The organism is Alteromonas sp. BMJM2 (assembly GCF_027257845.1).
Taxonomy (GTDB): domain Bacteria; phylum Pseudomonadota; class Gammaproteobacteria; order Enterobacterales; family Alteromonadaceae; genus Alteromonas.
Window position 1 is genome coordinate 193,152 of sequence record NZ_JAPVOT010000004.1, and the last position, 25,261, is coordinate 218,412.

Below are 25,261 nucleotides of genomic sequence, written 5' to 3' on the forward strand. Positions count from 1 at the left end.
ATGAAAGATAAGCCCGCTCTTGCGCCTGATATGACAAACATATCAGGCGCCCAGTTCCTTAAACAGGAAGTCACTAATCAGCGTGCTCTACTTAACCGCTCTGTTATGTTCGGGGGCGGAGCCTCGCTGTTTATGATTGCGCAATGGCTGCTGCTTGCCTTTATAGCGCATAGCGTACTCGTCGATGACTCTAGCTTATCTAGTTTATGGGTACCTTGGTTACTACTAGTCATTGTAAGTATGGTTAAGCCATGGCTTAGTTTTCAACAAAGTAATCTTGCACAAGATGCAAGCGCGCAAGTAAAACGCAGTATTCGCACCACACTACTGAATCGCTGGAATAAGACAAGCCCCATTGCGTTGCAAACCCTCTCAGGCGGGGCTATTGCATCGCAATGGGTTGAAGACATAGAAGCTGTTGATGGCTACTTCTCACGTTACTGGCCTCAGCAGATGCTTGCTGTTGTGTCGCCAATGTTGATTATAATCGTCGTTGGCTATTTAAATTGGCTTTGCGCAATATTGCTGCTCGTCTCTGCTCCACTCATTCCGCTATTTATGATTTTAGTCGGTATGGGCGCTGAGCATATAAACGAAAAGTATTCACTGCTTCGACAACGTCTCGCCGGGCATTTTCTTGATCGCATTGCCAACCTTTCAACCATCTCTTTATTGGGTGCCCAGCAAACCATGTCGGACGAAGTAGCAGCCCGGGGAGATAATTATCGGCACGTTGTTATGAAAACACTCAAGCTTGCGTTTTTATCTTCTACTGTGCTTGAGTTCTTTACCAGTGTGGCCATTGCCAGCCTAGCCATTTACATCGGTTTTTCACTTTATGGTGCTATTGACTGGGGCCCCGCTCAGTCGCTTAGTTTATTTTCAGGGCTTGCTATCTTACTGTTAGCGCCAGAATTTTTTAAGCCACTGCGAAACCTATCAGCCTACTACCATGACAAAGCCAGTGCAGTGGGGGCTGCCAACAATATACTAGCATCGTTATCCCACCTGCAGTCTGAAGAAGAGCAGTACGGCAACAGTGATGCGCGCAAGGTTACGCTATCTGAGCATGATGCAAAACTTGAACTGCATAATCTTGTGGTGGGCTACCGGTCTCACTTGCCATTAAACAACAGTGTTACCACTCGCATTTCAAAGCGCGGTTTGCTCGTATTTTCAGGAGATTCTGGCTGCGGTAAAACCACCCTTTTAAACACAATTGCAGGTTATCTTCACCCTATTTCGGGGGAAGTGAACTTATCCCTTAAAAACACGCATTCCATCGCCTACTTACCGCAAAAAACGTGGATTAAAAATGCTAGCATCCGACACAACCTTGCGATAGCGGCTCCAAATGCCAACGAAGCTCAAATGCTGACTGCTTTAGACAAACTCGATTTGACGAATGAGATCACCCTTAAGCATCAAGGACTAGACACCGTATTAGGTGAGCATGGTCAAGGCCTATCAGGCGGTCAAATGCAAAGGATATCTTTGGCCAGAGTGTTGCTTAACCCTACTCAAATAGTTTTGCTAGATGAACCTACTGCGAGCCTAGATCTTAAAAGTAAAGATTTGATAAATGACGCTGTTAAAGAACTCAAAGAAAGGGCTCTGATCGTTATTGCGACCCACGATCCAATGATAATAGCGATGTCCGATATCCATATTGACCTAACCAAAAAGGTTGAAAACGAACAATGAAGTTTTGGCTATCGATAATCTATCAGAGCGAACGTAAGCGACTTTTCATTGGTCTTTTTTGGTCGCTATTAACCATGCTATCAGGAGTTGGGCTACTGGCTCTATCAGGCTGGCTAATTACCGCCACTGCACTAGCAGGGCTAGCTATAAGTGCAGGTTTGATTGTAAAACTTGATATGTATATGCCAGGCTCAGGTATTCGTTACTTTGCCTTGAGTCGAACTGTCGGCCGCTATATCGAAAGGCTTTATAATCACGACACAATTTTGCGGCTTATCGCTACGTATAGAGTGACAATATTTAAAGCGCTTTCCCACAAGCCGCTTCACGAAATAAGACAAACCTGCGACAGTGAATGGTTAAGCCGTCTTACCTCAGACCTAGATGCCTTAGACGGTATTTTAATTCGCTATACAATACCAACACTTGCTACAGGGTTAGTCATCTTATTGGTCAGTGCATTTTTATGCTTTATCTGGTTTGATTTTGCCGCTGTATTTTTTCTTACAGCAGTACTCTCTTGGATGTTGCTGATCAGATATTCTGTTTCACAGACTAGAGGTGCTGCGAAAGCTTCAATTGCTCAACTTAATCGCACGAGAGAGTCTTTAATAAGCCATATAAAAGGAGCGTTTGTTTTATCTAGCCAAGATATGATGGCTGCACATCAAGCCCATACTCTCGTTGAATTATCACTGTTTGAAGAGCATCACTGTGTATTACAAAAGCGCGTGGCTAAACTACAGTTTGTCACCGACAGCCTTTTTGGTATTGCGCTTAGCGCGGTTTTCTTTTCTGGTCTTTGGGCGGTGGGCAATGAAATAATTGAAGGCCCCACCGCCATTATGTTAGCGCTTTTATTTATTGGAGTATCTGAGTTGCTGCAAACCATACCGGAGCAATTTAGCACTTGGGGAAAAACAGAATATGCAAGTGAGCGGCTCAAAAAACTGGCGTCCACAGAAATTGAAACGGATTTAACCCATATCAACCACATACAAGCGATAGCGTGTAAAGTAAATAACCTCTCCACTATTCCGGCAAGTTTCCAAAGAGAGATATCTTTTACCCTTACTGATACTAAACCACTTTTTATAACGGGTCGTTCAGGCGCCGGCAAATCCACACTTGCGAAGCTTTTATTTAAGCTTACTCCTGCAGTTCAACCCGGCGTTAACATAGAGATTAATGAGCACTCTTTAACTGCAATTTCATCAAAAAGTTTATACAGGGTTTGTAGTTATCTTGAGCAATCTCCTAGCTTATTATCGGGAAGCCTCTACTACAATTTAACGCTCGGTCTTGAGGATGTAGATGAACAAAGAGTATTTGATGCTCTCGCTAAGGTTGAGCTTCTTAAATGGGCAGATGCACTTCCAGAGGGCCTAAATACTTGGCTTGGTGAAAGCGGGGGACAGGTTTCAGGCGGGCAAGCTAGGCGCTTGTGCCTTGCAAGGCTATTACTCAGAGACCCCGCCATGGTTGTATTAGATGAACCATTTAATGGGCTAGATAACACCATGGCCAAACGTATTTATGACCGGATATCGCCATGGCTTGAAGCGCGCAAATCTATTATTTTGCTGCATGAAGTGCCTAGTTTTGTTTTAGGAAAAGGAGTTAATTATCAGCAGTTGGATGTAGATTTGAAATAATAGCGATTAAAAATCGAAGCCCAATGCTAAACCAGCTACCACTGAGCTACCGTGCCCAAAGTGATAATCTACGTGCAGCTGTGGCGATACTGTGTATCCATGATAGCGATATTCATAAAGCGTCCCCAGTCGTGTGACTGCGAAATCATGTTCACTAGAGTGTTCAAAACCTGGCCCCACCTGCACAATAGATGCCCTTATTAAAAATTTTGGCCAATTGGAGAGCTGTTAATTTTTGGTGTAAATCAATAGTTATCGTGCAACCGTCTTTCCTTTCCATTTGCCGACTAACAATTTTTCAACTAGCCGCCCGGCTAAGTAAAGGCCAACCGAGAAAATCAAATGAGATAGCAACACTTTCGATTGAAGCATGGTAGGGGCCTGCGTTGATAATCCGGCGATACCATAGCCCATTCCAGGGTACATAATAAAAAAAGGAATGCTGCAGGTAGCAAGACCCACAATAAAAGCAGGTAAGAGTGAAGGCGCTTGTATCCATTTTAAACCGGTAAACGCTAACATAAGCCCTGCGAAGGCAACCCCGATTCCGTAGTGGCCTATCCAGCCGAGCAATAATTCGCCTGCTCGAGGCTCTGCCGCCTTGATGGATTGATGAAAGAACATACCGTCAGTCAAATAGATAACCCATCGCCCGATATATTCATATCGAGTTAACGGCTTATTGAAAACAACATGTTGTAAGTAATTGATAATATCGAGGAAGGCTGTAGCGAGAACCCCCAATACCACTGCGGCGGCAATAATTCGAAAGCTATTTACTTTGCTTGATGCATTTGCATTCATAAGGTTCTACCTAAATTGAACCGACATACTTAGTAGAATATTTCTGCCCATGCCTAATGCATAACCTTTATAAGTGTCTACAAAATCTCGGTAATTTTCGTTTATGAAGTTATTAATTTATGAGGCTAAATAATGTATATCATCCGGAGGCTAAACTATTTAACGACCGGATGTTGTGCAGTATGAGAACAGAAAAACTATTGCGGTGATTGTGGTTTAGGTTTTGCCATCCACTCACGTCCTTTAAGCATTCCTTCCCAGTAAATCGGCGGTAACAATTTTTCTTTTAAGTACCATGCAAGGCGTGATGGTTTTGTGCCATCAATGACCCATGAAGGCATACTATTTAGAATCTTCCCACCGTAGCCAAACTCTGCGAGTACGACTTTACCTCGCTCCACCGTGAGTGGACAACTTCCGTAACCGTTGTATATCGCCTTACCCGTTTGTACTCCGCGCTCATACAGCAAATTATTTGCGACTACCGGTGCTTGCATACGAGCAGCTGCTGCTGTTTTTGCATTGGGTGAGTTTGTCGCATCACCTAGGGCAAAAATGTTATCGAAAGATTTGTGCTGCAACGTCGACTGATCTACATCTATCCAGCCATTACTATCTACAAGCGGACTTACTTTAATAAAATCGGGTGGCGACTGAGGAGGCACTGCGTGGAGCATATCAAACTCAGTCTCCACAAGCGGAGCATCCGGCTGCGCAACATTTTTGAATGATGCTACTTTTGATTTACCGTCAACTTTTACTAACTGGTGCTCAAAGTTAAGATTTGCATTGTACTTTTTAACGTATTCCATTAAGGCGGGCACGTACTCTTTAACCCCAAAAAGAACCGCTCCCGTGTTATAAAATTGAACATCAACCTTATCCAGTACGCCTTCTTTAAGCCAGTGATCACACGATAGGTACATGGCTTTTTGAGGTGCACCAGCACACTTTATTGGCATTGGCGGCTGAGAAAATATCGCTTTCCCTTTTTTGAGATTTTTTACTAGCTCCCATGTATAGGGCGCTAAGTCGAACCGGTAGTTAGAGGTGACGCCGTTCTCACCAAGCGCCTCGCTGAGTCCTGCAATTTTGCTCCAGTCGAGCTTTATGCCAGGACACACGACCAGGTGTTCGTATTTAACTGTTCTACATCCATCGACCACAATCATGTTTTCTTTCGGAGAAAACGCTGCCACTCCTGCTTTTATCCATTTCACATTTTGTGGAATGACCGATGCAACAGTTCGAACAGTTTCATTTGCGTTAAATACACCGCCCCCAACAAGCGTCCATCCAGGTTGGTAATAATGCACCTCATTTGGCTCAACAATAGCAATATCGAGCTCTGGACATCGTGCTTTGAGGCTCGATGCCACCGCAACGCCACCTGCCCCCGCACCGACAATAACTACCGCATGGGAGTAATCAGCATGATCAGTGGGCGTTTCTCCACCGTTTTTAAGTCGCCTTACCACCCCACTTAAGTCATAACCCGCTTTTTGAGATAAACACAGTACTTCTTCAAATGATAAGGTTTTGACTGCGGTCATAGCCCATAACGATATGGAGCGAGTCCCCGTTCTGCAATACGCAAAAACAGGCCCTTCCAATTTTTGTAGGTTTTCTTCGAATTTTACGGCATCTTCCGTTGTTACCTTCCCACTCACTACGGGTTGATAAACGCAGGGAATACCCACAGAGGTTGCTTTCGCTTCTATCTCAGAAAATGTAGGCTGATCTGCGCCTTCACCGTTTGGCCTATTGCAAACAATTGACTTAAACCCGGCAGCTTTAATTGCCTCTATATCTTCAACTAAAATTTGGGGTGAAACTGAAAGCTGTTGTGTAACATTAGCGTATTTCATATTCCACCTCCTAAATAGCGTTTACAGGAATTTTGATAAATTGTTTACCGCTCTTTGAAGGTGCGCCAAATTGTCCATTTCTCAGGTTCGCCTGAATGGCGGGCAGCAGTAGCTTTGGTACAGCGAGGGTTGCATCTCTCGCTTCACGTTTTTCAACGTATTCTGCTAAAGGCACATCAGGGCGGATTTGCTTATTGGTTTCTTTTGCTTCTTTGATGGATAGGGTAGAGAGTGGTTCGTTACCTTCTTTCGGGTAGTCGTGCCCAAGAAAGACAACGGTCTCTTCGGGCAGAGTAAAAAAGCGTTGAATGGTGTTATAAAGTTGCTCTGCACTACCGCCCGGAAAATCACATCTCGCTGTACCTAAGTTCGGCGCGAACATGGTATCACCGACAAAAATCTTCCCGTCGACTAGAAAGCTCGCACATGCTGGTGTGTGACCCGGCGTATGCCATACCGTCACTTCATATTCACCAATGTTAAACGTATCGCTTTCTTCAAATAAAACATCAAACTGACTGCCATCATTTGGCGTGTCATTTGAAATTTCGAAAACGTCTAACCACGTATCCAGAACTTCTTTGATTCCAGAGCCAATGCCAATTTTGCCACCCACTTTTGACTTTAAATAATGCGCTGCTGTTATATGATCTGCATGTACGTGGGTCTCTAAAATCCATTGATTAATAAGCTGTTTATCATTAATAAATGCAATAACTTTATCGGCACTTTCCATCGATACTCGACCTGAAAAAATGTCGTAATCGGCAACCGAATCTATAACACCGCATTCTTTGGAAATGGGATCGAAAAGTACGTATGTGAATGTTGCTGTCTTGTTGTCGTAAAATGTTTCAACGTTCATGGTATTCCCCTTAAAGAAGCTCTTTTGACATAATAAAAACGGCAATAACTAGAGTGAAAAATGCAAAGAACTTTTGTAAAGCTGCACCATCTAGTTTCCCCGCTACTTTTGTGGAGATTGCCATCCCAATAAACGTCGCAACCAACATAAGTGGCAGCAAAGGCATCTCCAATTGAATTCCGGTTTGTAAATCGCCAACAAAGCCAAGCAACGACTTGAGTGCAATGATAAATAGAGAAGCACCCACGGCATTTTTCATGGGCATTCCTAAAATTAGAACGAGTGCTGGAATGATAAGAAAACCGCCGCCGGCACCAAGTATTCCAGTTATCAAACCAACAACCGCTCCCTCTACGACAATGAGTGCAATATTGGGAGAGGTATTTTCAGTATTTTCTTTGGCGGGACCTGCTTTGCTGTACGCTTTTTTCAACATCATTGCCGCAGAGGCCAGCATCAAAGAGGCGAACAACACCATGATGCCCAAATTTTTATCTATCGATATTGATTGAAACTCGATGGTCTCTGGTATTGCGGGCATTAGGTAAGCACGAGATAGGTAGACCGCTATAATGGAGGGAATGGCGAACAATATGGAAGACTTCACATCGACCAAGCCTTCTTTGAAATAGCGCACTGCACCATAGGCTGCCGTAGCACCGACGATTAACAATGAATATCCAGTCGCTACATCTGGAGTAACTCCCATTAAGTAGACCAATATGGGAACGGTAAGTATTGAGCCACCTCCGCCTATTACGCCTAGTACCAACCCCATGAGTACAGCTGCAATGTAACCAAGAATCATCATTATCACGCCACCTTATTACATAAAAATATATCTTAGAACAAAATATACAATAAAGTATATTCTAAATATATATTTAATTTATCCATTACGGTAAAATTTAGAAATCACAGCAATCGGATTTTTAGATGACATATGAAAATAAACACGTTTACTAACTTGGCGTTTCGCGTTCTTATTTATTTAGCTTTACGAAAAAATAGAACGGTGAAAACCAGTGAGATTGCTGATGCATACTTTGTTTCATACAACCATTTGAAAAAAGTTATCTCTTTACTCATTGAGCACGGATATATCTTGGGCACTAAAGGGCGTGGTGGCGGCATCAGGCTAGCCTTAGAGCCGAAAGATATTAATATTGGGAAAGTGTTCAGACTTACGGTAGAAGATATTGCACTGGCTGAATGCTTTGCTTCACCAACCAATCAATGCGTCATCTCCCCCACCTGCAGATTAAGAACGATTCTTGAGGACGCAACAGCTAAATTCATTGCAGAATTAGACCAATATTCTCTTTACGACCTAGTTGAAGGAAGAGAGGGGGCGTTGGCGATGCACTTGGCAATAGATTTTATTGAGCTAGAATAGCCCCTTTCTTTTCTCGACCCTCACCCACTTTTATCTGCACCTTGCGGTTGATGGATGAAAATTTTAGACATAGCTCTTCAAGTATACTGAAACAGGCTATAATGGTGTGCTGATATCAATAGGAAATAGTATGAAAGTTTGTGGTGTAGATCTAAAAGGTAATGAAGCGACAGTATGTCTTTTGTCATTAATAGACGGCTTGTTTCATGTACCTGACTGCCGAACCCGCCGTTTAACGCTGGCCGATACCAGTGCGAAAGGTCTTAAAAGTTTTCAAAGTACGTTTGAAAAATTAATGGCCGACTACAAAATTGATGCTGTCGTTATTCGTCAGCGCCAGAGTAAGGGCAAATTTGCTGGAAGTGCCATTGGGTTTAAGCTTGAAGCGGCTATTGAATTAATAGATGGGCTAGAGGTTGTTGTATTTGGTCCCACTGAAATTAAAGAATCGTTGCGCAGAAATCCGGTTGCAGTGCCATTTTCAGATACAGGGTTAAAACAATTTCAAGAGCCGGCTTTCACCACGGCCTATGCCTGGTTAATGAAACGTGCTCATCAAGAATAATAGCATTAAGCGCCTGCAGTTATTACAGGCGCTTTGCTGATTAATTGACGACTATTGCCCAGTTAGCATCATCTTCTGACGCCGACCAATAGAAGTTGATAGGCATCGCTCCTTCTTCAACAACCCACACTTGAGCCACTAAGTTTTCAACATCACCACCTATTGTCAACTGGTACTCAGCAGAGCCAGACGGCAAAGTGGTGCGAAGTTGGCAAGTGTTATAGTTCACCTTTACCTCACCATTAACCGTCGAAAAGTCGTTGCACACGTTGAGGTATACCCTTGGTGCATCGGTATTATTGTCCAACGCTAAAGTGAGACTGCTTTCGCCGATAAAATCAAACTCTTCATCACTAATGAGATCTCCCATCACTTCAGGTTCATCATTAGACTCTGGCTCAGGCGCAGGTGGTGGTGTCGTAGCCGGAGAAGGAGTGCTAGCTGCAGGTGGCGCAGCTTGCGCAGTGCCACTGCTTGTTGATACAGACGAGTCACCGCCGCCCCCGCCACACGCGGCTAACATTGCTATTGTTGGTACGAGTAAAAGATATTTCATTGGTAGCCCCTTAGTAAGAATACACTTTAGTTGAGTCGGCATTTTCTTTTGTAAACCATGACTGATTCTTTTCGCCATTGGTGGTCACAAAATCTGAAAACTTAGGATAGGCTTTTAAAATATCCACATACTCCTGAGGATGTAGCCAGTTAGTGTGCGTACTTGCATTTATCGCTATTGCCCAAGGTAAGCCATTTTCTGTTTGATATGTCGTTGATGTTGAGACGTCCGACGCATCTTCGGCTAATCCGAAATAACTCATATTTGCCAGCGAAGTAGGCGACTTGTTTTTGAGGTGAATCTCTAGCCCCCTACCAGGATTGTTTGCAAAAGCGTCTCCATGAGGCGTATTTTCCGTTGCAAAAATAAACGGTTTATAGGGTGCCTGCGGAAAGCTATTTAAACTTATGTCACGGTTAAGCTGCAGCGAGATTGAAAATTTAAATTCGTACTGAGAAGTGCATCCCTCTTCAGTTTTATAAAACCAGCAGCCGCCAGCAGTGACGTGCTTCCATAAATCGTCACTGATCTTAAGCACGGCATTGTCTGTTCCATCCTCTAACAAGGCAGTATTCACCGTTTTTCCATTAATGCTGAATCGAATACTGTCACTATCGATATCTTCGTTAGTGATGCCTTCAAGTTGAATAGCGAAGCCGTTATTATACGAAGCCCCCATTGCGGTTAACTCACCAGAAAGACTCAGTTTTTTCACTGTACTTTCTTGTGACACAATCATTGATGAGTCCAAGCGGATCACCACATCATTGAAGTCATAGTCTCCGGTTTCAGGCCAGTTGTCTTCAAATGCTAAAAAGTAAGGAGTGTTATTAACTAAACTGTTGCCAGGATTGACCACGGCCACCTGATAATCTTCAACTTCACCATCGATTACTCCACCACTGGCACCAACACCACTGGTTGATGTGTATCGTACCCGTGCCCAGGTAACACCAGAGGTTACCCCTAGCGGCGTGTCTTCAAAAATAAAGTGCGTGCCGGTAGTTAGGCTTTTATCTGCAATTAATTGTTCGCTGGCTTCAAACGTGCCGTTTTGATCCCAGTCAACCCACATACTTAAATAGCCGTCACCTTCTACGGAGACTTGCATGAAACTTTCAAGACCCGCTTCAAACGCGGTAATAAAGTTAACCCCGTCCTCATCAGCGTTTGTAAGTTCATCGCTATTAGGGAAAACATGGGCGTCGTACTCAGCATCAACCCCGTTACCTAGGTGTATCCCATCTACCACGCCATGTCTGGCTCCGTTGCTTGATAATGACGTAAGATAAGTGTCTGGCGCATCGCCAAAATCCGTTGTCGCTGGAATCGACTCATCAATGATGGGCGCCATTGCGCAACGAGCGCCATCGTTGTTACCCGAGCTTGGCCCGTAAGCGAAAAGCTCTGCTTTGGGGTTAGCTCCCGCTACGTCAATTCTAAAAACATTGCCATCTTGATTTCGGCTGATATAGAAAGTGCCATTAACGTCGAAATACACAGCACCAAAAGTACCTCTTTGCCCTACGTTACTTACTTTAGTTTTACTGCCGTTAGCAACGTCAATACGATATAAGTCTCCGTATTTGTCTACGGAATACGCAAAACCATCAGAGGGGTGAAATGCTAAATCGTAAATAAGCATTGAAAGAGAGGCACCATCTATTACCTGCTGCATATCTAGATAGCTGTCGTCGTTCTCATCGAGTGAAACGCGATAAAGGCCATACTTACTGCCTTTTTTATAGAGGTAATAGGCGTTTTCTGATAGCGCAACATCCCCTACAAAGAAATCGGCCCCGGGCTTGTTGGTCAGGTTTAACGGCTCTATTTGAAAATCGTCACCAATTCGCACAATCGTTTTGCTTTCATACCCCCAGCCGTATAAATACCTATCGTGGTTACTAAAACCAAACCCGTTAATTCGATTGTTGGTGCCAAGATTACTTGAAAGTAAATCAACGTTCCCTGTGACTAAGTTAACACCGTACAACTGAGCAGTTGTATCTTGCATCAAAAAGGCTTGAGAAGGACACGTGTCAAAAGCATCAGCAGACACATGAAGCGATGAGAACGCCAATAACATTGCAGCTGTCGGCTTAAAAGGTGTTTTCATTGAATTACTCACAGTAAAAGGATGTTAATTACTGTGGTAACAATTTATATGCCAGTAAAATCGCACTGCTTTCAAAACTGTGAAAACTTCAAAATAAATACATTAAAACAGATACTTAAAATTTATATTTTGTTGAAAATCCTGGCCACTCTATTGCTTTTTTGTAAAACCGAAATCGCGATTTTCATTTTGAGAATTTCAAATTAAGACAATTTCGCAATTGAAAAATCCTTTCGTAACCACTGTAACTTTGAGTCTTTTATTGAGGTTCACCCGAGTCTCGCTGCTAATAGGAAAACGCCATATGACGTTAAAAGGTAGACCTCACACAGCCTTTAATGTCTACTATGTGACATCCTGAATGTAAGAAGAGAGTAAACGTAATGAAGTTTTTATCCCTATTGGCCGCCATTGTATTTTTGAATGGGTGCGCAACACTTTCTCAGCTATCTGTGTATACGGTTTCAAATGCAGATGTAGAGCAGGTATTAGGTAGTCAGCTAGATAAACTTCAACAAAAAGCCTCCCTCGCGGGTATCCCTCTGCTCTTAGAGGTGAACGATATATCGGTAAACATTGGCCCCGAAGGAAGAGATGTTGTTCAGTTAGGCACCGACGCCACAGCCAGCATAAACGCGTTTGGATTTAGCTATCCCGCTAAAATACGCTTGTCTTTAGAAGGCACCCCTTATTATGACAGTGAGAAAAAAGCGATTTTTGTTCACTCATTGTCGTTGCTTGATAGCACTGTGGATGCGGCGGGATATAAAGGCAACCTCGCACCTTTAAGCAAAGAAGTAATGCAGCTTATCAATGGCTACTTAGTGTCTAACCCCGTGTATAAATTAGACACAACAAATAAAACGGTTAACCTTCTCTCTAGTATTCCCATCACATTATCTGTTGAGCAAGGAAAGCTGGCTCTTCGCCCTCAGCAGGGCAAGTAGAGTAGATAGAAAAGTGGAGAAATTGACCTAGCTTAAATATTCGTACCTAGATTTTACAACCACATCATTATAAGAAGAATATGAACACGACTACGCCCACAAAAGAATTCGACATACTGTTATATGGCGCCACCTCCTTCGTTGGCAAAATTATGATTTCCTATCTTGCTACCTACGCTGAAGAAACCTTTTCTTGGGCTATTGCAGGAAGAGACGAGCAAAAGCTTCTCGCATTAAAAAAAGAGCACGGCTTAGCATCAGTCCCTCACTTTGTTGCTGATGCCAGCGACGAAACCGCGCTTACCGCGTTGTGCGAGAAAACCAAGGTTATTATCTCCACTGTGGGGCCCTATGCACTATACGGTGAGACTCTGGTAAAAGTATGCGCAAGCACCGGCACAGATTACTGCGACTTAACCGGTGAGCCTCAATGGATAAAAGCAATGCTCGATAAATATGAACCTCAGGCACAAGCCTCAGGAGCTCGTATTATTAACTGTTCAGGATTCGACTCAATTCCATCAGATTTAGGGGTTTATTTTTCCCAGCGAAGCGCTATCGAAAAAACGGAAAGCCCTGCCACGCAAATAAAGATGCGGGTATATAAGCTTAAAGGCGCAGCATCTGGAGGCACTATCGCAAGCATGTTAAACGTACTTAAAGAGGCCAGTGACAACCCGAGCCTTAGAAAGCTTTTGGTAAACCCTTACATGCTTTGCAATGCTGGACACCCTTTTCATTTACGCCAAAAAAATCATAAAAAAGCAGAATACGACAACGACCTTGGTATTTGGACAATGCCCTTTGTTATGGCTGCCATTAACGAGCGTATTGTTCATCGCAGTAATCAACTGCTTGGTACCATGTATGGCAAAGACTTCAAATACGATGAAGCTATGTCGAGTAAAACCGCAAGCACGGCATGGATAACTACCCTTGGTTTAGGTGCATTTGTAGGGGCGGCCAGTTTTGCGCCAATAAGGAATTTACTCGCAAATCACATTTTACCAAAGCCTGGTGAAGGCCCATCGGTTGAAGATCAAGAAAACGGCATGTTCGACATGCGCTTTTATGCTGAATTAAACAATGGCAAGAGACAGGTGGTACAAGTTACCGGTGACAAAGACCCAGGATATGGCAGTACTGCAAAAATGCTTTCGCAAGCCTCGCTTTGCTTGGCAAAAGATATCCCCGATGTAAAAGGTGGCTTTTGGACCCCCGCCTCAGCACTCGGTGATGCGCTGATAAATCGATTGGGCAAGCATGCCGGAGTCGTTATAAAAGAATTATAAAAGCACCATAAAAGAATCGTAAAAAAAATGAAGCCCGCAAAATAAGCGGGCTCATAAATGACACAAGTTAACGCCCTAACATCCCTCTTGCGATGACCTCTTTCATAATTTCGGAGCTGCCTGCATAAATGGTTTGTACCCGAGCATCACGATAAAAACGTGAAATAGGATATTCATCGGTATAGCCATAGCCGCCGAATAATTGCAGACATTCATTCACCATTTTTAGCTGCATCTCGGTGGCTGCCAATTTAAGCATCGCTGCATCGGTCACCGTCATTTCGTCACGACTAAACTTGTCCATGTGTTTTTCTAAAAGCGCTTTACACATTTCAAGTTCAGTCTGGCATTCGGCTAATTTAAACCGCGTATTTTGAAATTGCCCTACTGTTTGACCAAACGCCTTGCGTTGGGTTACGTAATCGATGGTAAGGTCGAGTGCACCTTGTGCATGGCCAATAGCTTGCACTGCGCAACCCAAGCGCTCTCTGGGTAGCTCCTGCATTAAATAGGCAAACCCACGTCCCTCTTCGCCTAATAGTGCGTTAGCTGGAATTTTCATATTTTCAAAAAAGAGTTCGCCAGTATCGCTGCTGTGCTGACCTATTTTGTGAATGGGTTTTCCGGTAGAAAACCCAGGAAGACTGGTGTCGACCAAAAACAACGACACCCCTTTAGCACCTGCTTTTGGGTCGGTCTTGGCGCAAACAATGATCATATCGGCCTGGTTGCCATTGGTGATAAACACCTTTGAGCCGTTGAGAATGTAGCTATCATCCTCTTTTACAGCGTTAGTTTTCATGCCTGCCACATCGCTGCCTGCATTGGGCTCTGTCATTGCTAGTGCGGTAAGCACTTCCCCTGTGGCCATTTTCGGCAACCAGTAGTCTTTTTGTTCTTCGGTTCCGATGTTTAACAGATAGGGCGCAACAATATTGGCGTGAATATTATAGCCCGTTGCTAAACTGTGCAGACCGAGACGACACATTTCTCCTTGAATCATCTGACAAACATCAAAGCTAGCGTCAGCTGCCCCATACTTTTCAGGCATATCAACAAGCAACATTCCCGCTCGTCCCATGGTATGCCACACTTCACGAGGCATATGATGGTCGTCTTCCCATTTTGAATAATGGGGCAGTATTTCTTGGTCCATAAAACGCAATACCATGTCTTTGAACATCGTAAGCTCTTCATTGATTGCAGCATTATTGTCAGACATCATTTTACCTCATGAGACTTAGTCGGGCGGCAATTCGCCCTTTTAAATTTACAACTTTTTTACATTACGCTGAGTGTAGAGGATCCCTCTGAAGGGTTCGAATGATGTTTATCTAGTATGCGTAATCACTGCCATTTATTGACCGATATGAGATAGGGTTTTAAAAGCCGTTTAGTCATTAAACGGCTCAGTGATTGAGTTACTTGGCTCGGTAAACCATACAGGGCCGGCGTCAGTGACATAGAAATGATCTTCTAAACGAATGCCAAACTCACCGGGCACAACAATCATAGGCTCGTTGCTAAAACACATACCGGGCGCTAGTTGATGAGGGTTGTCTTTAACTAAATAAGGCCATTCATGGATGTCCATCCCAATACCATGACCCGTGCGGTGAGGCAATCCAGGCAGCGTATAATCTGGCCCTAAGCCTTCAGCTTCTAAGCTGTGCCTAGCAGCTGCATCTACGTCGCCGCATGTGCTTTCCACCGTTGCCGCATTAAACGCCGCTATTTGCGCTTGTTTCTCACTGTTCCACAGCAGCCTTTGCTTTGCACTTGGCTCGCCAAAACAATAGGTTCGCGTAATATCTGATAGGTATCCATGCAGCTTGCAGCCAGTATCGATTAAAACAAGATCGTTGGCTTTTAAAACCTGAGGATCTTTAACCCCATGTGGAAATGAGGTGGCCTTGCCAAACAAAACGATACAGAAATAACTTCCACTTGCACCCACTTTCCTGTGGGCTTCGTTGATGAAGGCTTCTACTTCCGTAGTTGTCATTCCTTCTTTGAGCATACTTGCGGTTGCCTTGTGAACCGCTAACGTCATATCCATGGCTCGCTGAATAAGCGCTAGCTCATGAGGCGATTTTTGCATTCGGCAATGGGCAGACACTTCGCTACCATTAATTATTTCAATGGTATTAGGCAAGGCTTTACTGAACCCATCCACAATGAAAAACTGTGTTGATTCGTCGACAGCAATCTTGCTGCCATTCGCGGTATCAATGTCACTCAGTAGCTTTGCGAATAAGGCGTAGGGGCTCTCGTGCTCTTGCCAACCTTCTATGTGTCCAGCAATAAGCTTACGCTCTTCTAAGGAATCAATCTCAAAGGTCGGGGCAATATAAACAACGTCTCCACGAGCTGGCAATATGGCGCCAACCAAGCGCTCGCTGGCGTACCACTGCATTCCAGTAAAATAGGCTAAATTAGTACCCGCATTGAGATAAAGTGCAGCTATATTATTGGCCTGCATATAGCGCTGCGCTTTTTCAATTCTACTTGTGTGCTCTGAAACAGAAGGTTGTTCCATATCTGTTGTCATGTCGCGCAGTGTTGCTAGTGCTTCTTGCTGAGTTTTTCCGCCAATTTGCATGAAATGTTTGCCTCGTTACGTCAAATGCAGTGTGGCTAATCTACATGATTGGTAACGGTGCCGATAGGAAAACGCTATAGAGGACAGAATGAAAAAGATAAAACAATGGAAACTGGTTTTCACAACACGTTTTTATTGCGCTGGTTATTAAAGCGGTTATAAATCAGGTTTTGATGGGCTTTTTGCAAGTAATTCTGAGCTTACATCATCGTCGCATTGGTGCAGCGTTAATGTGGGTGGCGACATTTGAATACCAAATGGTGCTGCTCTGCCCAACACTTCCATTCCGAGGATATTGTGCTGATTGTCCATTACAGCCACCTTTACATTATCAAAATGACAGTCTGCACTTAACGCCAATGTAGGTATGGTGTAAAGCTTCACCTTGTGCTTTTTACCGTTCGCTAGTTTAGCAATGACCACGCCTTCTTCAGTCACATTTTGCTGAGCTGCAAAAACCTTAAACGTAGCCTTATTCAAAATAGTGAGGGAAGAGCCAGTATCAATGAGGTAGTTGAATTCGCGCTTGTCCGCATCAAAACTTTGTAAGTACAAGGTTCCGCCACTGCTGCTTGTTAACGAAAACGAATTGGCGTTAGCCACACTAGTGCTCAATATATTGCCTGTGAATACTGCAATAAAGATCGTCAACAAGGTGCTTAGTGAAAGGCGCTTAGTGTGTATTTTCATATATCGTAATTAGCTTCATTCGCAGCAATGAATGGTATGAAGATAAACACAGCAATAACGAAGCCAAATAATAAGCCTATGATTTTGCGATAGTTACTTTATTTTTCAATAACGCATCGCACCAGCAGCGTGCAAAAGAGCACATAAAACGTGCACTCCCCTTGTTTGTTGATAAAGCCTTTTTGCTATTACCTTCTTAACTGATAGCTTTTAGCTATCGCGAGATGGGGTTATTTTTTTGTCATCAAAAGTTAGACTTTAGACGTACAAATCAGTGATTATTCGCAAAACGAGGGTTTATCATGAAAAAACGTTTATTACCTCTTTTAATGCTATCTTCGATAGCCGCTGTACCGTTCGCTACTGCTGTTGCCAACGAAGGCGCAGACAATACTAGCGTAACAAAAATGATTATTGTGGATCGTACTGGCAAGCCGCCATTTGAGCGTAGGCTTGTTGAAGTACAGGAGCACGATGTGGCTCAGTTTGAAATGCTAGGTGCCGCCACTGAATGTGAAAATAGAATAAGCGTGGACATGCGCGGTAAGCCGCCATTTAAACGCTCAGTCGAATGCATTCCAGTTATTGACGTTGCTCAATTTGAAACCATTGAAGAGAACAGCAGTTCAACCAACTTTAGCGGTCATCCTCCATTCAAACGCCGTTAATAGCCTATCGGCTATGTGAACTTAAAGCGGTGTCAATCTGACACCGCTTTTTCAAATCTGTCTTTAAACCCAGTCCGCTTTGCCCATACTGGGTAAGCATTAATAAACGTCGTCATCGCTTTGCTAATATTAGGCTCCGATTGAGAAGAAAGCTGAAGTAGTGCTAACGCAGCCTCCGCGTTTTGGCTATTTACCATTGGGTTAACGGTGTTTAGCGATGGGAAATGGGCGCGGATAACATCAAAGCCAACACTTTCTTGCTGTGTCGCTATGTATCCCTCGGTAAGCATTGGAATAACACTGAATGCTTGCGTCTGCTTTTGGAGAAGCGGCTCCATAAGCGCGATATCTGTATTGCTAATCGCTTCCCTCTCTAGCCTGTCTCCATGGGTTTTCCAGAACCTGGCCGTAGTGGTATCGCCTAGCAATGAGGCGGTATGGGTAAACCACTGATTCGCTTTATTTGCATTACCCTGCACTGAATAAAGCGTGCCAAGGTATGCGGCGTTAATCGTTGAAAATGGATCGATGGTCAAACAGGCTTCCATAACATCGATGGCGTCATTATTGTTGCCCTGTAATGCTAGCACCCTAGCCTTCCACACATAAGCCCATGTGTAAGCGCTATCTAACTCCAATGCGTTATCGAGCGCGGCCAGCGCCTGCGTCGTTTCACCTCGCCAATAATGAACAATAGCAAGGTTAACATTCACCCACGGTGATAGAGGCTCTATCTCACGAGCTTGTTTTGCAAATGACAGCGCTCTATCGGGTGATAGCTGCGCTAGCGCCAACTCTGAATGTAAGTAAAGACTGGTTGCATTGTTTGCATCCTCGCTAAGCACACGATTTAGCGAGGAAGCTGCTTTTTTAAAGTCAAAACTTAAAGTTGCCAAAATAGCTGTGGCATTATGGGCATTAGCGTCGCTTGGGTTTAAACGCAGTGCATTATCAATAGCAGCCCTTGCCTTAGGCAACGCCTGCTCTTGAGGTATATATAAATCATAAAAATTATACCGCGCATAAATGTACGCAAGACTGCCATAGGCAGCAGAAAACGCAGGGTCGTAATTAACGGCGTCTAAAAACGCTGTTTCTGCTTTGCTAAACCACTCGCTGGTAGTACCATTCATCCACCAATAGGTGCCTTTTAGATATGCTTGGTAAGCAGCAGCATTTGCGGTGATCCCTGCCTTTATTGGCGCCTTAGATGAAGAGTGGCTGCTGGAAACCTGCGCAATAATTGCATTGGAAATTTCAAGCTGCACTTTTAGTAAATCATTGTTAGTGACATCAAACTGAGCGGTCCATAAGGCTTTGTCTTCAAACGGAGCAATCAGTCGAACAGATATTCTAAAGCTTTGGTTAATACGCCTGACGCTTCCCTCAAGGGCATAATTTACGTTTAAGGCCGTGGCAATGTCAGCGAGAGAAAGTCCTTTCTTGGTCAACGCCAAAGTAGAGTATCGCGAAGGCACGTTAAAGCCAGGAGTCGTAGACAAGCTCGAAATTATTTCCTCGGTAAGCCCAAGTGAAATATACGACGAGTCGGTATCATCTGAAATCTGGCTAAAAGGCAGTATTGCAATAGAATTGCTCTCAAGCGACGATTGCTTGGTGCTGTCTACCAACGGGTTATCACTCCCTGTGAATACCCATGTGATAGCGGTTGCGATAACAGCAACCACCAGCACACTAGCTAGCAACCAAAACCTCTGGTTCTTTTTTAATGTACTCTTCTGTATAGAATGATGAGCGCTTTGGCGAGTGCTTTGATGAGAGCTTTGACGTTGGCTTTTTCCGCTTTTCACAGAAGACTCTTCGGCCTTCTCACTGTTGGGCGCCGACTCAGTATTCGCAGCGCTCTCTGGTTTTTCTATACTTTCCGTTTGGCCTGCGGCTGAGTCTGTGCTTAAGCCAATGATGGAGTCTCTGCTTGAGTCTTTATTTGCATCTTCATTTATAAGTGAAGGGCTGCCTTCGATAGATGCAGTTGCAGACTTTTGGTTTTGGTTTCTGTTTAGGCCTGGGTTTTGGTCCAGGCTTTGGTTCAGGCTTTGGTCGGCAGTGTTGCCACTGGTTTCAGCATTAATGTTAACTGCTGCTTGCGCCGTTGGGGTAATTGAAGAGGACTTATTTGCAGACGGCGTATTTGAAAGCTGATTATTCGAAGAGCTCATAGCGGCTGATAGCTCAACAGGCGTTACCGTAAGCTTATAGCCTAGTTTGGGAATGGTTTTGATCAGCCGCTTCGATTTATTATCGTTTAGCGCATGACGCAACTGAGAAATAACCCGTGACAGAGCTTCATCAACAACAATTCGTTCTCCCCACACCACCTTGTGCATGTGCTCTCTACTCACTGCCTCAGGTGCATGTTCTGCCAAAACTTTTAACACTTTTATACATTTCGGCTCAATTTTCACAGTGCTATCGTCGCCGGAGATCGTATTATCCGCGGTATTAACAATATAATTTTCAATACTAAATAGCGTAGACGGCACCAAGCGACCTCATTTCAAAAAACATAAATAATTGAATTATTTGAACTAAAACAGAAAAATAATGAACATTAGGTTTTCATTAGAAAGAAATTTGTTCGTTATTATCTTTTCATCATGTAATTAAATCGAATTTCACTATTCTCCACCCATCGTTTAACAAAACGTTAACCAGCGTCTGACTCACGGCAACGCGATTAGACTAAAAGCAATTCAACTAGCGCGACAAGTGGAAAATTATCATGACTAAACTTTTAACCCTAGCAGCCACACTTCTTTTTGCGACTACTGCGTTAGCGCAAAACAACAATAACGTTTATAAGCTTCGTACTACTGTGGAAAATGTGTACGGCGTTCAGGAAATAGAGAACGGCAATTATACAGATGGCATTCGCAAATTAAATGCGCAACTCGCGCGCACTACGGTAATGACCAAGCAGGCTCCACTGCACACAAACCTATGTGTGGCACACATCGCAACAGGCAATTTAGAAGCAGCCCAAACCCATTGCGCAAGGGCCGTTGACCAGTCAGGTAATAAGAGTATCGCCCTAAATAACCTAGCAGTGTTGAATTGCTTAGAAAACAAAGCCACGCTGTGTGTTGAGAACTTCGAGCGTTCGGTTGCAGCTAATAAGCTCAACCGCTTCTCATCAAATAACCTAACGCTTGCGAATACTCGCCTTCAAATTTCTAAAAACTAACACAAGGTTTTGTTCTTGACTTGAGTAAGCCTATGTAGAACAAAGCGTAAAGCAACAGCATAAGGCAATGGCGTAAGTCATTGCCTTTTTTGAGCGTTAAAACACCAACTTAACATACACTTTTAAAATGCAGCATTAAAGCACGGGCCTACAGTGCGGACTTCCAGGCTTTCTCAGGCAGCAAATAAAGCCCGCTTTGATGTGTCGAGCCCTCGCCTACAATATGCCCTATGCCTGACGCCATCACAGCCAGTGTGACATCAAACGCATTCAGGCTGTCGCCGTAACCTGCCGTTAAGTTAAACATAGAGCCATCTGCTAATAAGAAGATGGTTTTGTCTTTAAGCTTATACGCATTGACATAAGGCATGGGCTCGCTGTGACTGCTATTGTCTTTTAGATAGGCAACGTCAATCTCTTTAGCCACATGACCCACATTTAAGATAAACGAGTTATCTTTCATGGTATCTAAATGCCTAGCGCCAATAACCCCTTCAGCGCCTGTTGCCGTGGCAATGATGTCAGCGTCTTTAACCGCTTCTTTTAAATCTACCACCGGCCAGCCGTCATATTTTGCCTGCAGCGCTCGAGCTTGATCCAACTCTGCAACCTGAACTTGTGCCCCAAATGCTTTGGCTGACGCCGCCACACCTTGGCCAACTAAACCGTAACCGACTACTACCACTACTTTTTCGTGCAGCGTGAGATGTGTGGTTTGAAAAAAGGTTTGCCAGGCGCTAAGCCCTACCATGTGCCGATTATGCAGCCCCTCTTTCACGGGTAAGTCGTCCCAGTTAAATATAGGGTAGCGTGGTGCCATACCGTTTAAACGACTAATACCAGAGCCTGTGGCTTCCAAACCCGCTTTTATAGTGGGCGTAGACTCTCCTTTGTCGGCATTGTCATGTAAGCGAGTGGTGAGATCTGCGCCCATTTCGCATAAATGTGTGGGCTGCCAGTTCAAGGCTTTATCGAAGGACGCCGACCACTCAGCCTCGCTCATATCACGCCATGCATGTGCTTTTGCACCCTTTTTAACTAAGTAATTTACCACGTCGTCTTGAACGGTGGTGGGATTACAGGTTGTTAAAAATATCTCGCACCCCTGCGATAGCAGCCCCTCAACTAAAGGAGCCATTTTTAAGTCAAGATGCATATTACAGGCTAGTTTTACATTGCTTAAATCGGGTAATGAAGAGACAGCTCGCTTGGTACGAGGCATGTGAAGGCTTGCCCAGTCTAGCTCGGCTTGAAAATTTTGATACATGGATGATGTCCACCGAAAGAAAAGAGAAAGCATACGCTAGAACAGTGATGTTCAACAATGGGACAAACACATAAAACCGTGGATATTTACGAAAAGATAAGAACCTTTTTACGCGCTTACCTGTACGCAATTCCTACCATTTTGTTTTGCCAGATAAAGCGCATTGTCAGCGACTTTTATGAGTTTCTCTATTTTGCTATCGCCAGCTTGATCGGGATTGAAAGCCGCAACACCAATACTGGTAGTCACTGTAGTAATGGATTCACTGGTTACCTCTTTTACACTCAAACGCAGGGTTTCTGCGAGTGCTTTGGCATCACTCTCACTGGTGTCTGGCAAAAATAGTAAAAACTCTTCTCCTCCCCATCGAAAAACCAAATCAGAGCTGCGTACTCTCGCCTTGATAGTTTTGGCAACTAACTCTAGAACACCGTCACCTGCGTCATGTCCAAATTCGTCGTTAATTTGTTTAAACCAATCTAAGTCGATTAATACAATCGACATGCGCTGCTTTTTACGAACGCCCAGCTCCCAGATAGGATACACCAATTGCGTAAATGCTCTGCGGTTATACAGGTTAGTGAGAGGATCGATTCTAGACGTAAATTCTGCGCTTAACCGAGCTTTATATACTTCTTTAAAATTAAACCCTAAGGAAACTGACAGTAGGGACATTTCCAGCAGCATACCAAGCTCTATACCTCTAAATGCCCACTGTGAGTAGGGCACAACGCCCCATGTTGCCAAGCTCGATACCGTCGCACCGCCAGTGCCAAGTGCAATTGCCGGCACAAAAAACGCCGCTAACACATTGCCGTTTTTGTAACACATCACGCCAATAAGAAGCATCCACAACGACAGCGTGGTTAAAATAACCAGCTGCGCCATAATGGCAAATTGCTGACTACCATAGGCCAGCATAACCACGGCTAAGGCAAGCAACCCTGCGTATATGTATTTGCGTTTGGCAAACAGCGAGGGTAAGTACTTCTTAACATTTAAAAACTCAATAGTGAAAGTTACACCTGCGGTTATGTAACACAGCATAAGAGTGGGCATGAGCCACTGCTGCACCGTTGGCATTTCACCCCAAAGCCACCAGTAACCATGACCGGTATAAGTGAAATTAAAGGCAGTAAAAGCGAGTAGATAGCAGGAATAAAGTAAGTATCTACGCTCTCTGAGGTAGGTGTAAAGCACCAAGTTATACACCAGTAAAATAAGTAAGGCACCATATAAAAAACCATAAAAATAGGCATTTTCAAGCATGACACTTTGCTTCGATTTTTCACTACAGAGGTAGATTGGAATTGTCATTGGATCTTGAGAGATGAAGCGAAACAACACATACGTATTGCCTGGTGCAAAGACATGACTAACCGAGGGCATTCTAGCGTTGTATGTACGCCCGCTTATCGCCTCAGTGTCGCCTAGCGACTCCTGCCTCACTATTTCATTACCGGAAATAAAAAAGATATCGACGACATCTAGCCACGCATTGTCAATTTCGATAACGCTGGATAACCCGCCATCCGTGGTTGTATCCGCTTGAATAGGTAATACAGCCCACAGCACCTCTTCAGTAAAACCAAAACTCACTCGATTAGCGGTGTTTTCAATGAATTCACCGTCATTGAATGCCGTCAGCGCTTGTTGAGCGGTAGTAATAGTATTGTCAGGCTTACTTAAAAAGAGTTTATTGTTCACCAGAGAGCGGTGATCGTCGGAGGATGAAATAACTACAAACTGACTGTCGGCGCTACTTTTGGTTTCGGTATCGGTGTTTAAGTTAGAGTTAAAGCTAGAGCTTGTATCACTATTGATACTATTAGGCTGAGCAGAGGCATACCACGAGATATACCCACAAACGAAATAAATCATTATTGTGAAAAAGGCGCGGACCCCCTTCAACCTATTTTGCTGGCTCACCATACTTCCCTAAAACAGCCGATGAATGAAATTTACTCTTTTTATAATAATTTGTGAATATTTTTTGTATTGATAAGTTAATTTAAGAGAAAATTAAGTACGGGCTCACCCACTTTCCTCGAGAAAACCCTCGTGCAGGACAAAATTTTGATACTCTAATTAACACTGTCGATCACTCAATTTAGCCAATGCTTTCATTTATTACCAGCACCTTATTTCCCGTTCTCATCCTATTACTTTTGGGTTGGTACTTTGTACGCATCAAATGGCTTAACGATGGCTTTGTAGAATCTGGGTCTAAGTTGGTTTTTAACTTAGCCCTACCCGCGCTGTTGTTTCTCTCTATTAGTCAGTCTGATTTTTCAAAAGCGGCGAATCTACCATTGGTTGCTATCGGTCTTGTGGGTACATTGGCCATGTTTGGTGCCCTTGTGGTTCTTGCTCACTTCACCGTTACCGATACCAATGCAAAAGGCGTTGTTGTGCAGGGCGGATTTAGGGCAAATATGGGCATTATTGGCCTTGCGTATGCGGCTAATACCTACGGGCAGGAAGGGCTAGCGGCTGCCTCGGTATATATGGGTTGTATTACTATTTTGTACAATGTTTTATCGGTTTTTATTCTCAATTTTTATCAAATAGGCTTTAGTTCGCCAATTAACCAAATAAAAGGAATTGCGAAAAACCCGCTCATTTTGTCTATCGTTATGGCCCTGCCATTTTCGTACTATCAATGGCAGTTACCCGAAGTTGTGCTTAAAACTGGGGAGTACTTTGCTCAATTAACGCTTCCGCTCGCATTAATTTGTACCGGTGCCTCGTTACAGTTTCGGTCTTTTTCTAGCGATTGGTACAACATTGTTATCACGACAATAAGTAAGTGTATTATCTATCCCGCACTGTTAGTTGGCATGGCATACATGACGGGCATAAGAGGGATGAGTTTGGGCGTGTTGCTGTTACTTTCTATCGCCCCTACGGCAGCGGCCAGCTATATCATGGTGCGAAATTTAGGTGGAGATCACCGTTTAGCCGCAAGTATTATTGCAGTAAGCACCCTAGTCTCTTTACCTATTACGGCATTGGGGTTCGGCACTTTGTCAGCGCTTGGGCTGGTGTAGCTCAAAAAGCC

The 25,261-nt window shown here is 43.8% G+C and carries 22 protein-coding genes; 9 read left to right on the top strand and 13 right to left on the bottom strand.

Translation table 11 applies throughout. The features are described from left to right. Positions 1 to 1,704 carry a thiol reductant ABC exporter subunit CydD gene (gene cydD, locus O9X84_RS06890; RefSeq protein WP_269518930.1) on the top strand — a complete coding sequence of 568 codons (1,704 nt, stop codon included), beginning with the start codon at positions 1 to 3 and terminating at the stop codon, positions 1,702 to 1,704. Further along, entirely contained in the window at positions 1,701 to 3,359 is a 1,659-nt protein-coding gene (locus O9X84_RS06895; protein WP_269518931.1) for an amino acid ABC transporter ATP-binding/permease protein, read from the top strand. Before cydD ends, O9X84_RS06895 begins: the two co-directional genes overlap by 4 nt. 6 nt (positions 3,360 to 3,365) lie before the next feature. Here the strand turns inward: O9X84_RS06895 and O9X84_RS06900 are convergent, their stop codons facing one another. The 5 genes from O9X84_RS06900 to O9X84_RS06920 all read right to left on the bottom strand — a co-directional run bounded on the left by O9X84_RS06900 (position 3,366) and on the right by O9X84_RS06920 (position 7,707). Continuing rightward, positions 3,366 to 3,545, bottom strand: coding sequence for a hypothetical protein (locus tag O9X84_RS06900; RefSeq protein ID WP_269518933.1), 180 nt, complete (start codon positions 3,543 to 3,545; stop codon positions 3,366 to 3,368). Positions 3,546 to 3,611: 66 nt separating this feature from the next. Continuing rightward, positions 3,612 to 4,163, bottom strand: coding sequence for a DUF2938 family protein (locus O9X84_RS06905; RefSeq protein ID WP_269518934.1), 552 nt, complete (start codon positions 4,161 to 4,163; stop codon positions 3,612 to 3,614). Between the two features lie 197 nt (positions 4,164 to 4,360). Continuing rightward, the gene (locus tag O9X84_RS06910; protein WP_269518935.1) at positions 4,361 to 6,031 is read right to left on the bottom strand and encodes a bifunctional protein tyrosine phosphatase family protein/NAD(P)/FAD-dependent oxidoreductase; all 1,671 of its coding nucleotides are present in this window, start codon (positions 6,029 to 6,031) and stop codon (positions 4,361 to 4,363) included. A gap of 10 nt (positions 6,032 to 6,041) precedes the next feature. Continuing rightward, positions 6,042 to 6,896 carry an MBL fold metallo-hydrolase gene (locus O9X84_RS06915; RefSeq protein ID WP_269518936.1) on the bottom strand — a complete coding sequence of 285 codons (855 nt, stop codon included), beginning with the start codon at positions 6,894 to 6,896 and terminating at the stop codon, positions 6,042 to 6,044. Between the two features lie 10 nt (positions 6,897 to 6,906). Further along, entirely contained in the window at positions 6,907 to 7,707 is an 801-nt protein-coding gene (locus tag O9X84_RS06920) for a sulfite exporter TauE/SafE family protein (protein WP_269518937.1), read from the bottom strand. 132 nt (positions 7,708 to 7,839) lie between these two features. Between O9X84_RS06920 and O9X84_RS06925 the strand changes: the two genes are divergently transcribed. Next, a complete protein-coding gene (locus tag O9X84_RS06925; protein WP_032097313.1) occupies positions 7,840 to 8,292 on the top strand; it encodes an RrF2 family transcriptional regulator in 453 nt (150 codons plus the stop codon). Between the two features lie 130 nt (positions 8,293 to 8,422). Then, on the top strand, positions 8,423 to 8,857 hold the full coding sequence (locus tag O9X84_RS06930) for a DUF3010 family protein (RefSeq protein WP_032097312.1): 435 nt from the start codon (positions 8,423 to 8,425) through the stop codon (positions 8,855 to 8,857). A gap of 40 nt (positions 8,858 to 8,897) precedes the next feature. Here O9X84_RS06930 and O9X84_RS06935 read toward each other — a convergent pair whose 3' ends face one another. Both O9X84_RS06935 and O9X84_RS06940 read right to left on the bottom strand, forming a co-directional pair. Further along, on the bottom strand, positions 8,898 to 9,413 hold the full coding sequence (locus O9X84_RS06935; RefSeq protein WP_269518940.1) for a hypothetical protein: 516 nt from the start codon (positions 9,411 to 9,413) through the stop codon (positions 8,898 to 8,900). Between the two features lie 10 nt (positions 9,414 to 9,423). Next, positions 9,424 to 11,529, bottom strand: coding sequence for an LruC domain-containing protein (locus O9X84_RS06940; protein WP_269518941.1), 2,106 nt, complete (start codon positions 11,527 to 11,529; stop codon positions 9,424 to 9,426). Positions 11,530 to 11,912: 383 nt separating this feature from the next. On the opposite strand from O9X84_RS06940, the gene O9X84_RS06945 reads away from it, so the two are divergent. Next, entirely contained in the window at positions 11,913 to 12,476 is a 564-nt protein-coding gene (locus tag O9X84_RS06945) for a DUF1439 domain-containing protein (protein ID WP_269518942.1), read from the top strand. An 80-nt stretch (positions 12,477 to 12,556) separates the two neighbouring features. After that, the gene (locus tag O9X84_RS06950) at positions 12,557 to 13,768 is read left to right on the top strand and encodes a saccharopine dehydrogenase family protein (RefSeq protein ID WP_269518943.1); all 1,212 of its coding nucleotides are present in this window, start codon (positions 12,557 to 12,559) and stop codon (positions 13,766 to 13,768) included. Between the two features lie 67 nt (positions 13,769 to 13,835). Here O9X84_RS06950 and O9X84_RS06955 read toward each other — a convergent pair whose 3' ends face one another. From O9X84_RS06955 to O9X84_RS06965, 3 genes are all read right to left on the bottom strand, one after another. After that, positions 13,836 to 14,990 carry an acyl-CoA dehydrogenase family protein gene (locus tag O9X84_RS06955; protein ID WP_269518944.1) on the bottom strand — a complete coding sequence of 385 codons (1,155 nt, stop codon included), beginning with the start codon at positions 14,988 to 14,990 and terminating at the stop codon, positions 13,836 to 13,838. A gap of 171 nt (positions 14,991 to 15,161) precedes the next feature. Then, positions 15,162 to 16,370 carry a M24 family metallopeptidase gene (locus tag O9X84_RS06960; protein ID WP_269518945.1) on the bottom strand — a complete coding sequence of 403 codons (1,209 nt, stop codon included), beginning with the start codon at positions 16,368 to 16,370 and terminating at the stop codon, positions 15,162 to 15,164. Between the two features lie 156 nt (positions 16,371 to 16,526). Continuing rightward, positions 16,527 to 17,060 carry a retroviral-like aspartic protease family protein gene (locus tag O9X84_RS06965; protein ID WP_269518948.1) on the bottom strand — a complete coding sequence of 178 codons (534 nt, stop codon included), beginning with the start codon at positions 17,058 to 17,060 and terminating at the stop codon, positions 16,527 to 16,529. A gap of 302 nt (positions 17,061 to 17,362) precedes the next feature. Here O9X84_RS06965 and O9X84_RS06970 point away from each other — a divergent pair, with 302 nt between their 5' ends. Beyond that, positions 17,363 to 17,728 (top strand): hypothetical protein, encoded by a 366-nt coding sequence (locus O9X84_RS06970; protein ID WP_269518949.1) that lies wholly within the window; start codon positions 17,363 to 17,365, stop codon positions 17,726 to 17,728. 32 nt (positions 17,729 to 17,760) lie between these two features. Here O9X84_RS06970 and O9X84_RS06975 read toward each other — a convergent pair whose 3' ends face one another. Further along, the gene (locus O9X84_RS06975; RefSeq protein ID WP_332108318.1) at positions 17,761 to 20,232 is read right to left on the bottom strand and encodes a winged helix-turn-helix domain-containing protein; all 2,472 of its coding nucleotides are present in this window, start codon (positions 20,230 to 20,232) and stop codon (positions 17,761 to 17,763) included. 239 nt (positions 20,233 to 20,471) lie between these two features. Between O9X84_RS06975 and O9X84_RS06980 the strand changes: the two genes are divergently transcribed. After that, positions 20,472 to 20,933, top strand: a complete 462-nt coding sequence (locus tag O9X84_RS06980; RefSeq protein WP_269518950.1) for a tetratricopeptide repeat protein — start codon at positions 20,472 to 20,474, stop codon at positions 20,931 to 20,933. 148 nt (positions 20,934 to 21,081) lie between these two features. Here the strand turns inward: O9X84_RS06980 and O9X84_RS06985 are convergent, their stop codons facing one another. Beyond that, complete coding sequence (locus O9X84_RS06985; RefSeq protein ID WP_269518951.1) at positions 21,082 to 22,200, bottom strand: adenosylhomocysteinase; 1,119 nt, start codon at positions 22,198 to 22,200, stop codon at positions 21,082 to 21,084. A 108-nt stretch (positions 22,201 to 22,308) separates the two neighbouring features. Next, positions 22,309 to 24,129 carry a diguanylate cyclase gene (locus O9X84_RS06990; protein WP_269518952.1) on the bottom strand — a complete coding sequence of 607 codons (1,821 nt, stop codon included), beginning with the start codon at positions 24,127 to 24,129 and terminating at the stop codon, positions 22,309 to 22,311. 188 nt (positions 24,130 to 24,317) lie between these two features. Here O9X84_RS06990 and O9X84_RS06995 point away from each other — a divergent pair, with 188 nt between their 5' ends. Then, on the top strand, positions 24,318 to 25,250 hold the full coding sequence (locus tag O9X84_RS06995) for an AEC family transporter (RefSeq protein WP_269518953.1): 933 nt from the start codon (positions 24,318 to 24,320) through the stop codon (positions 25,248 to 25,250). Positions 25,251 to 25,261: the final 11 nt, after the last annotated feature.

Bases quoted from the DNA above. Each gene is read 5' to 3' on its own strand.
- O9X84_RS06985 (WP_269518951.1), bottom strand. From the start codon at position 22,200: ATGTATCAAAATTTTCAAGCCGAGCTAGACTGGGCAAGCCTTCACATG.
- O9X84_RS06895 (WP_269518931.1), top strand. From the start codon at position 1,701: ATGAAGTTTTGGCTATCGATAATCTATCAGAGCGAACGTAAGCGACTT.
- O9X84_RS06915 (WP_269518936.1), bottom strand. From the start codon at position 6,896: ATGAACGTTGAAACATTTTACGACAACAAGACAGCAACATTCACATAC.
- O9X84_RS06960 (WP_269518945.1), bottom strand. From the start codon at position 16,370: ATGCAAATTGGCGGAAAAACTCAGCAAGAAGCACTAGCAACACTGCGC.
- O9X84_RS06910 (WP_269518935.1), bottom strand. From the start codon at position 6,031: ATGAAATACGCTAATGTTACACAACAGCTTTCAGTTTCACCCCAAATT.
- O9X84_RS06980 (WP_269518950.1), top strand. From the start codon at position 20,472: ATGACTAAACTTTTAACCCTAGCAGCCACACTTCTTTTTGCGACTACT.
- O9X84_RS06920 (WP_269518937.1), bottom strand. From the start codon at position 7,707: ATGATGATTCTTGGTTACATTGCAGCTGTACTCATGGGGTTGGTACTA.
- O9X84_RS06905 (WP_269518934.1), bottom strand. From the start codon at position 4,163: ATGAATGCAAATGCATCAAGCAAAGTAAATAGCTTTCGAATTATTGCC.
- O9X84_RS06970 (WP_269518949.1), top strand. From the start codon at position 17,363: ATGAAAAAACGTTTATTACCTCTTTTAATGCTATCTTCGATAGCCGCT.
- cydD (WP_269518930.1), top strand. From the start codon at position 1: ATGAAAGATAAGCCCGCTCTTGCGCCTGATATGACAAACATATCAGGC.
- O9X84_RS06935 (WP_269518940.1), bottom strand. From the start codon at position 9,413: ATGAAATATCTTTTACTCGTACCAACAATAGCAATGTTAGCCGCGTGT.
- O9X84_RS06955 (WP_269518944.1), bottom strand. From the start codon at position 14,990: ATGTCTGACAATAATGCTGCAATCAATGAAGAGCTTACGATGTTCAAA.
- O9X84_RS06945 (WP_269518942.1), top strand. From the start codon at position 11,913: ATGAAGTTTTTATCCCTATTGGCCGCCATTGTATTTTTGAATGGGTGC.
- O9X84_RS06965 (WP_269518948.1), bottom strand. From the start codon at position 17,060: ATGAAAATACACACTAAGCGCCTTTCACTAAGCACCTTGTTGACGATC.
- O9X84_RS06940 (WP_269518941.1), bottom strand. From the start codon at position 11,529: ATGAAAACACCTTTTAAGCCGACAGCTGCAATGTTATTGGCGTTCTCA.
- O9X84_RS06930 (WP_032097312.1), top strand. From the start codon at position 8,423: ATGAAAGTTTGTGGTGTAGATCTAAAAGGTAATGAAGCGACAGTATGT.
- O9X84_RS06925 (WP_032097313.1), top strand. From the start codon at position 7,840: ATGAAAATAAACACGTTTACTAACTTGGCGTTTCGCGTTCTTATTTAT.
- O9X84_RS06995 (WP_269518953.1), top strand. From the start codon at position 24,318: ATGCTTTCATTTATTACCAGCACCTTATTTCCCGTTCTCATCCTATTA.
- O9X84_RS06950 (WP_269518943.1), top strand. From the start codon at position 12,557: ATGAACACGACTACGCCCACAAAAGAATTCGACATACTGTTATATGGC.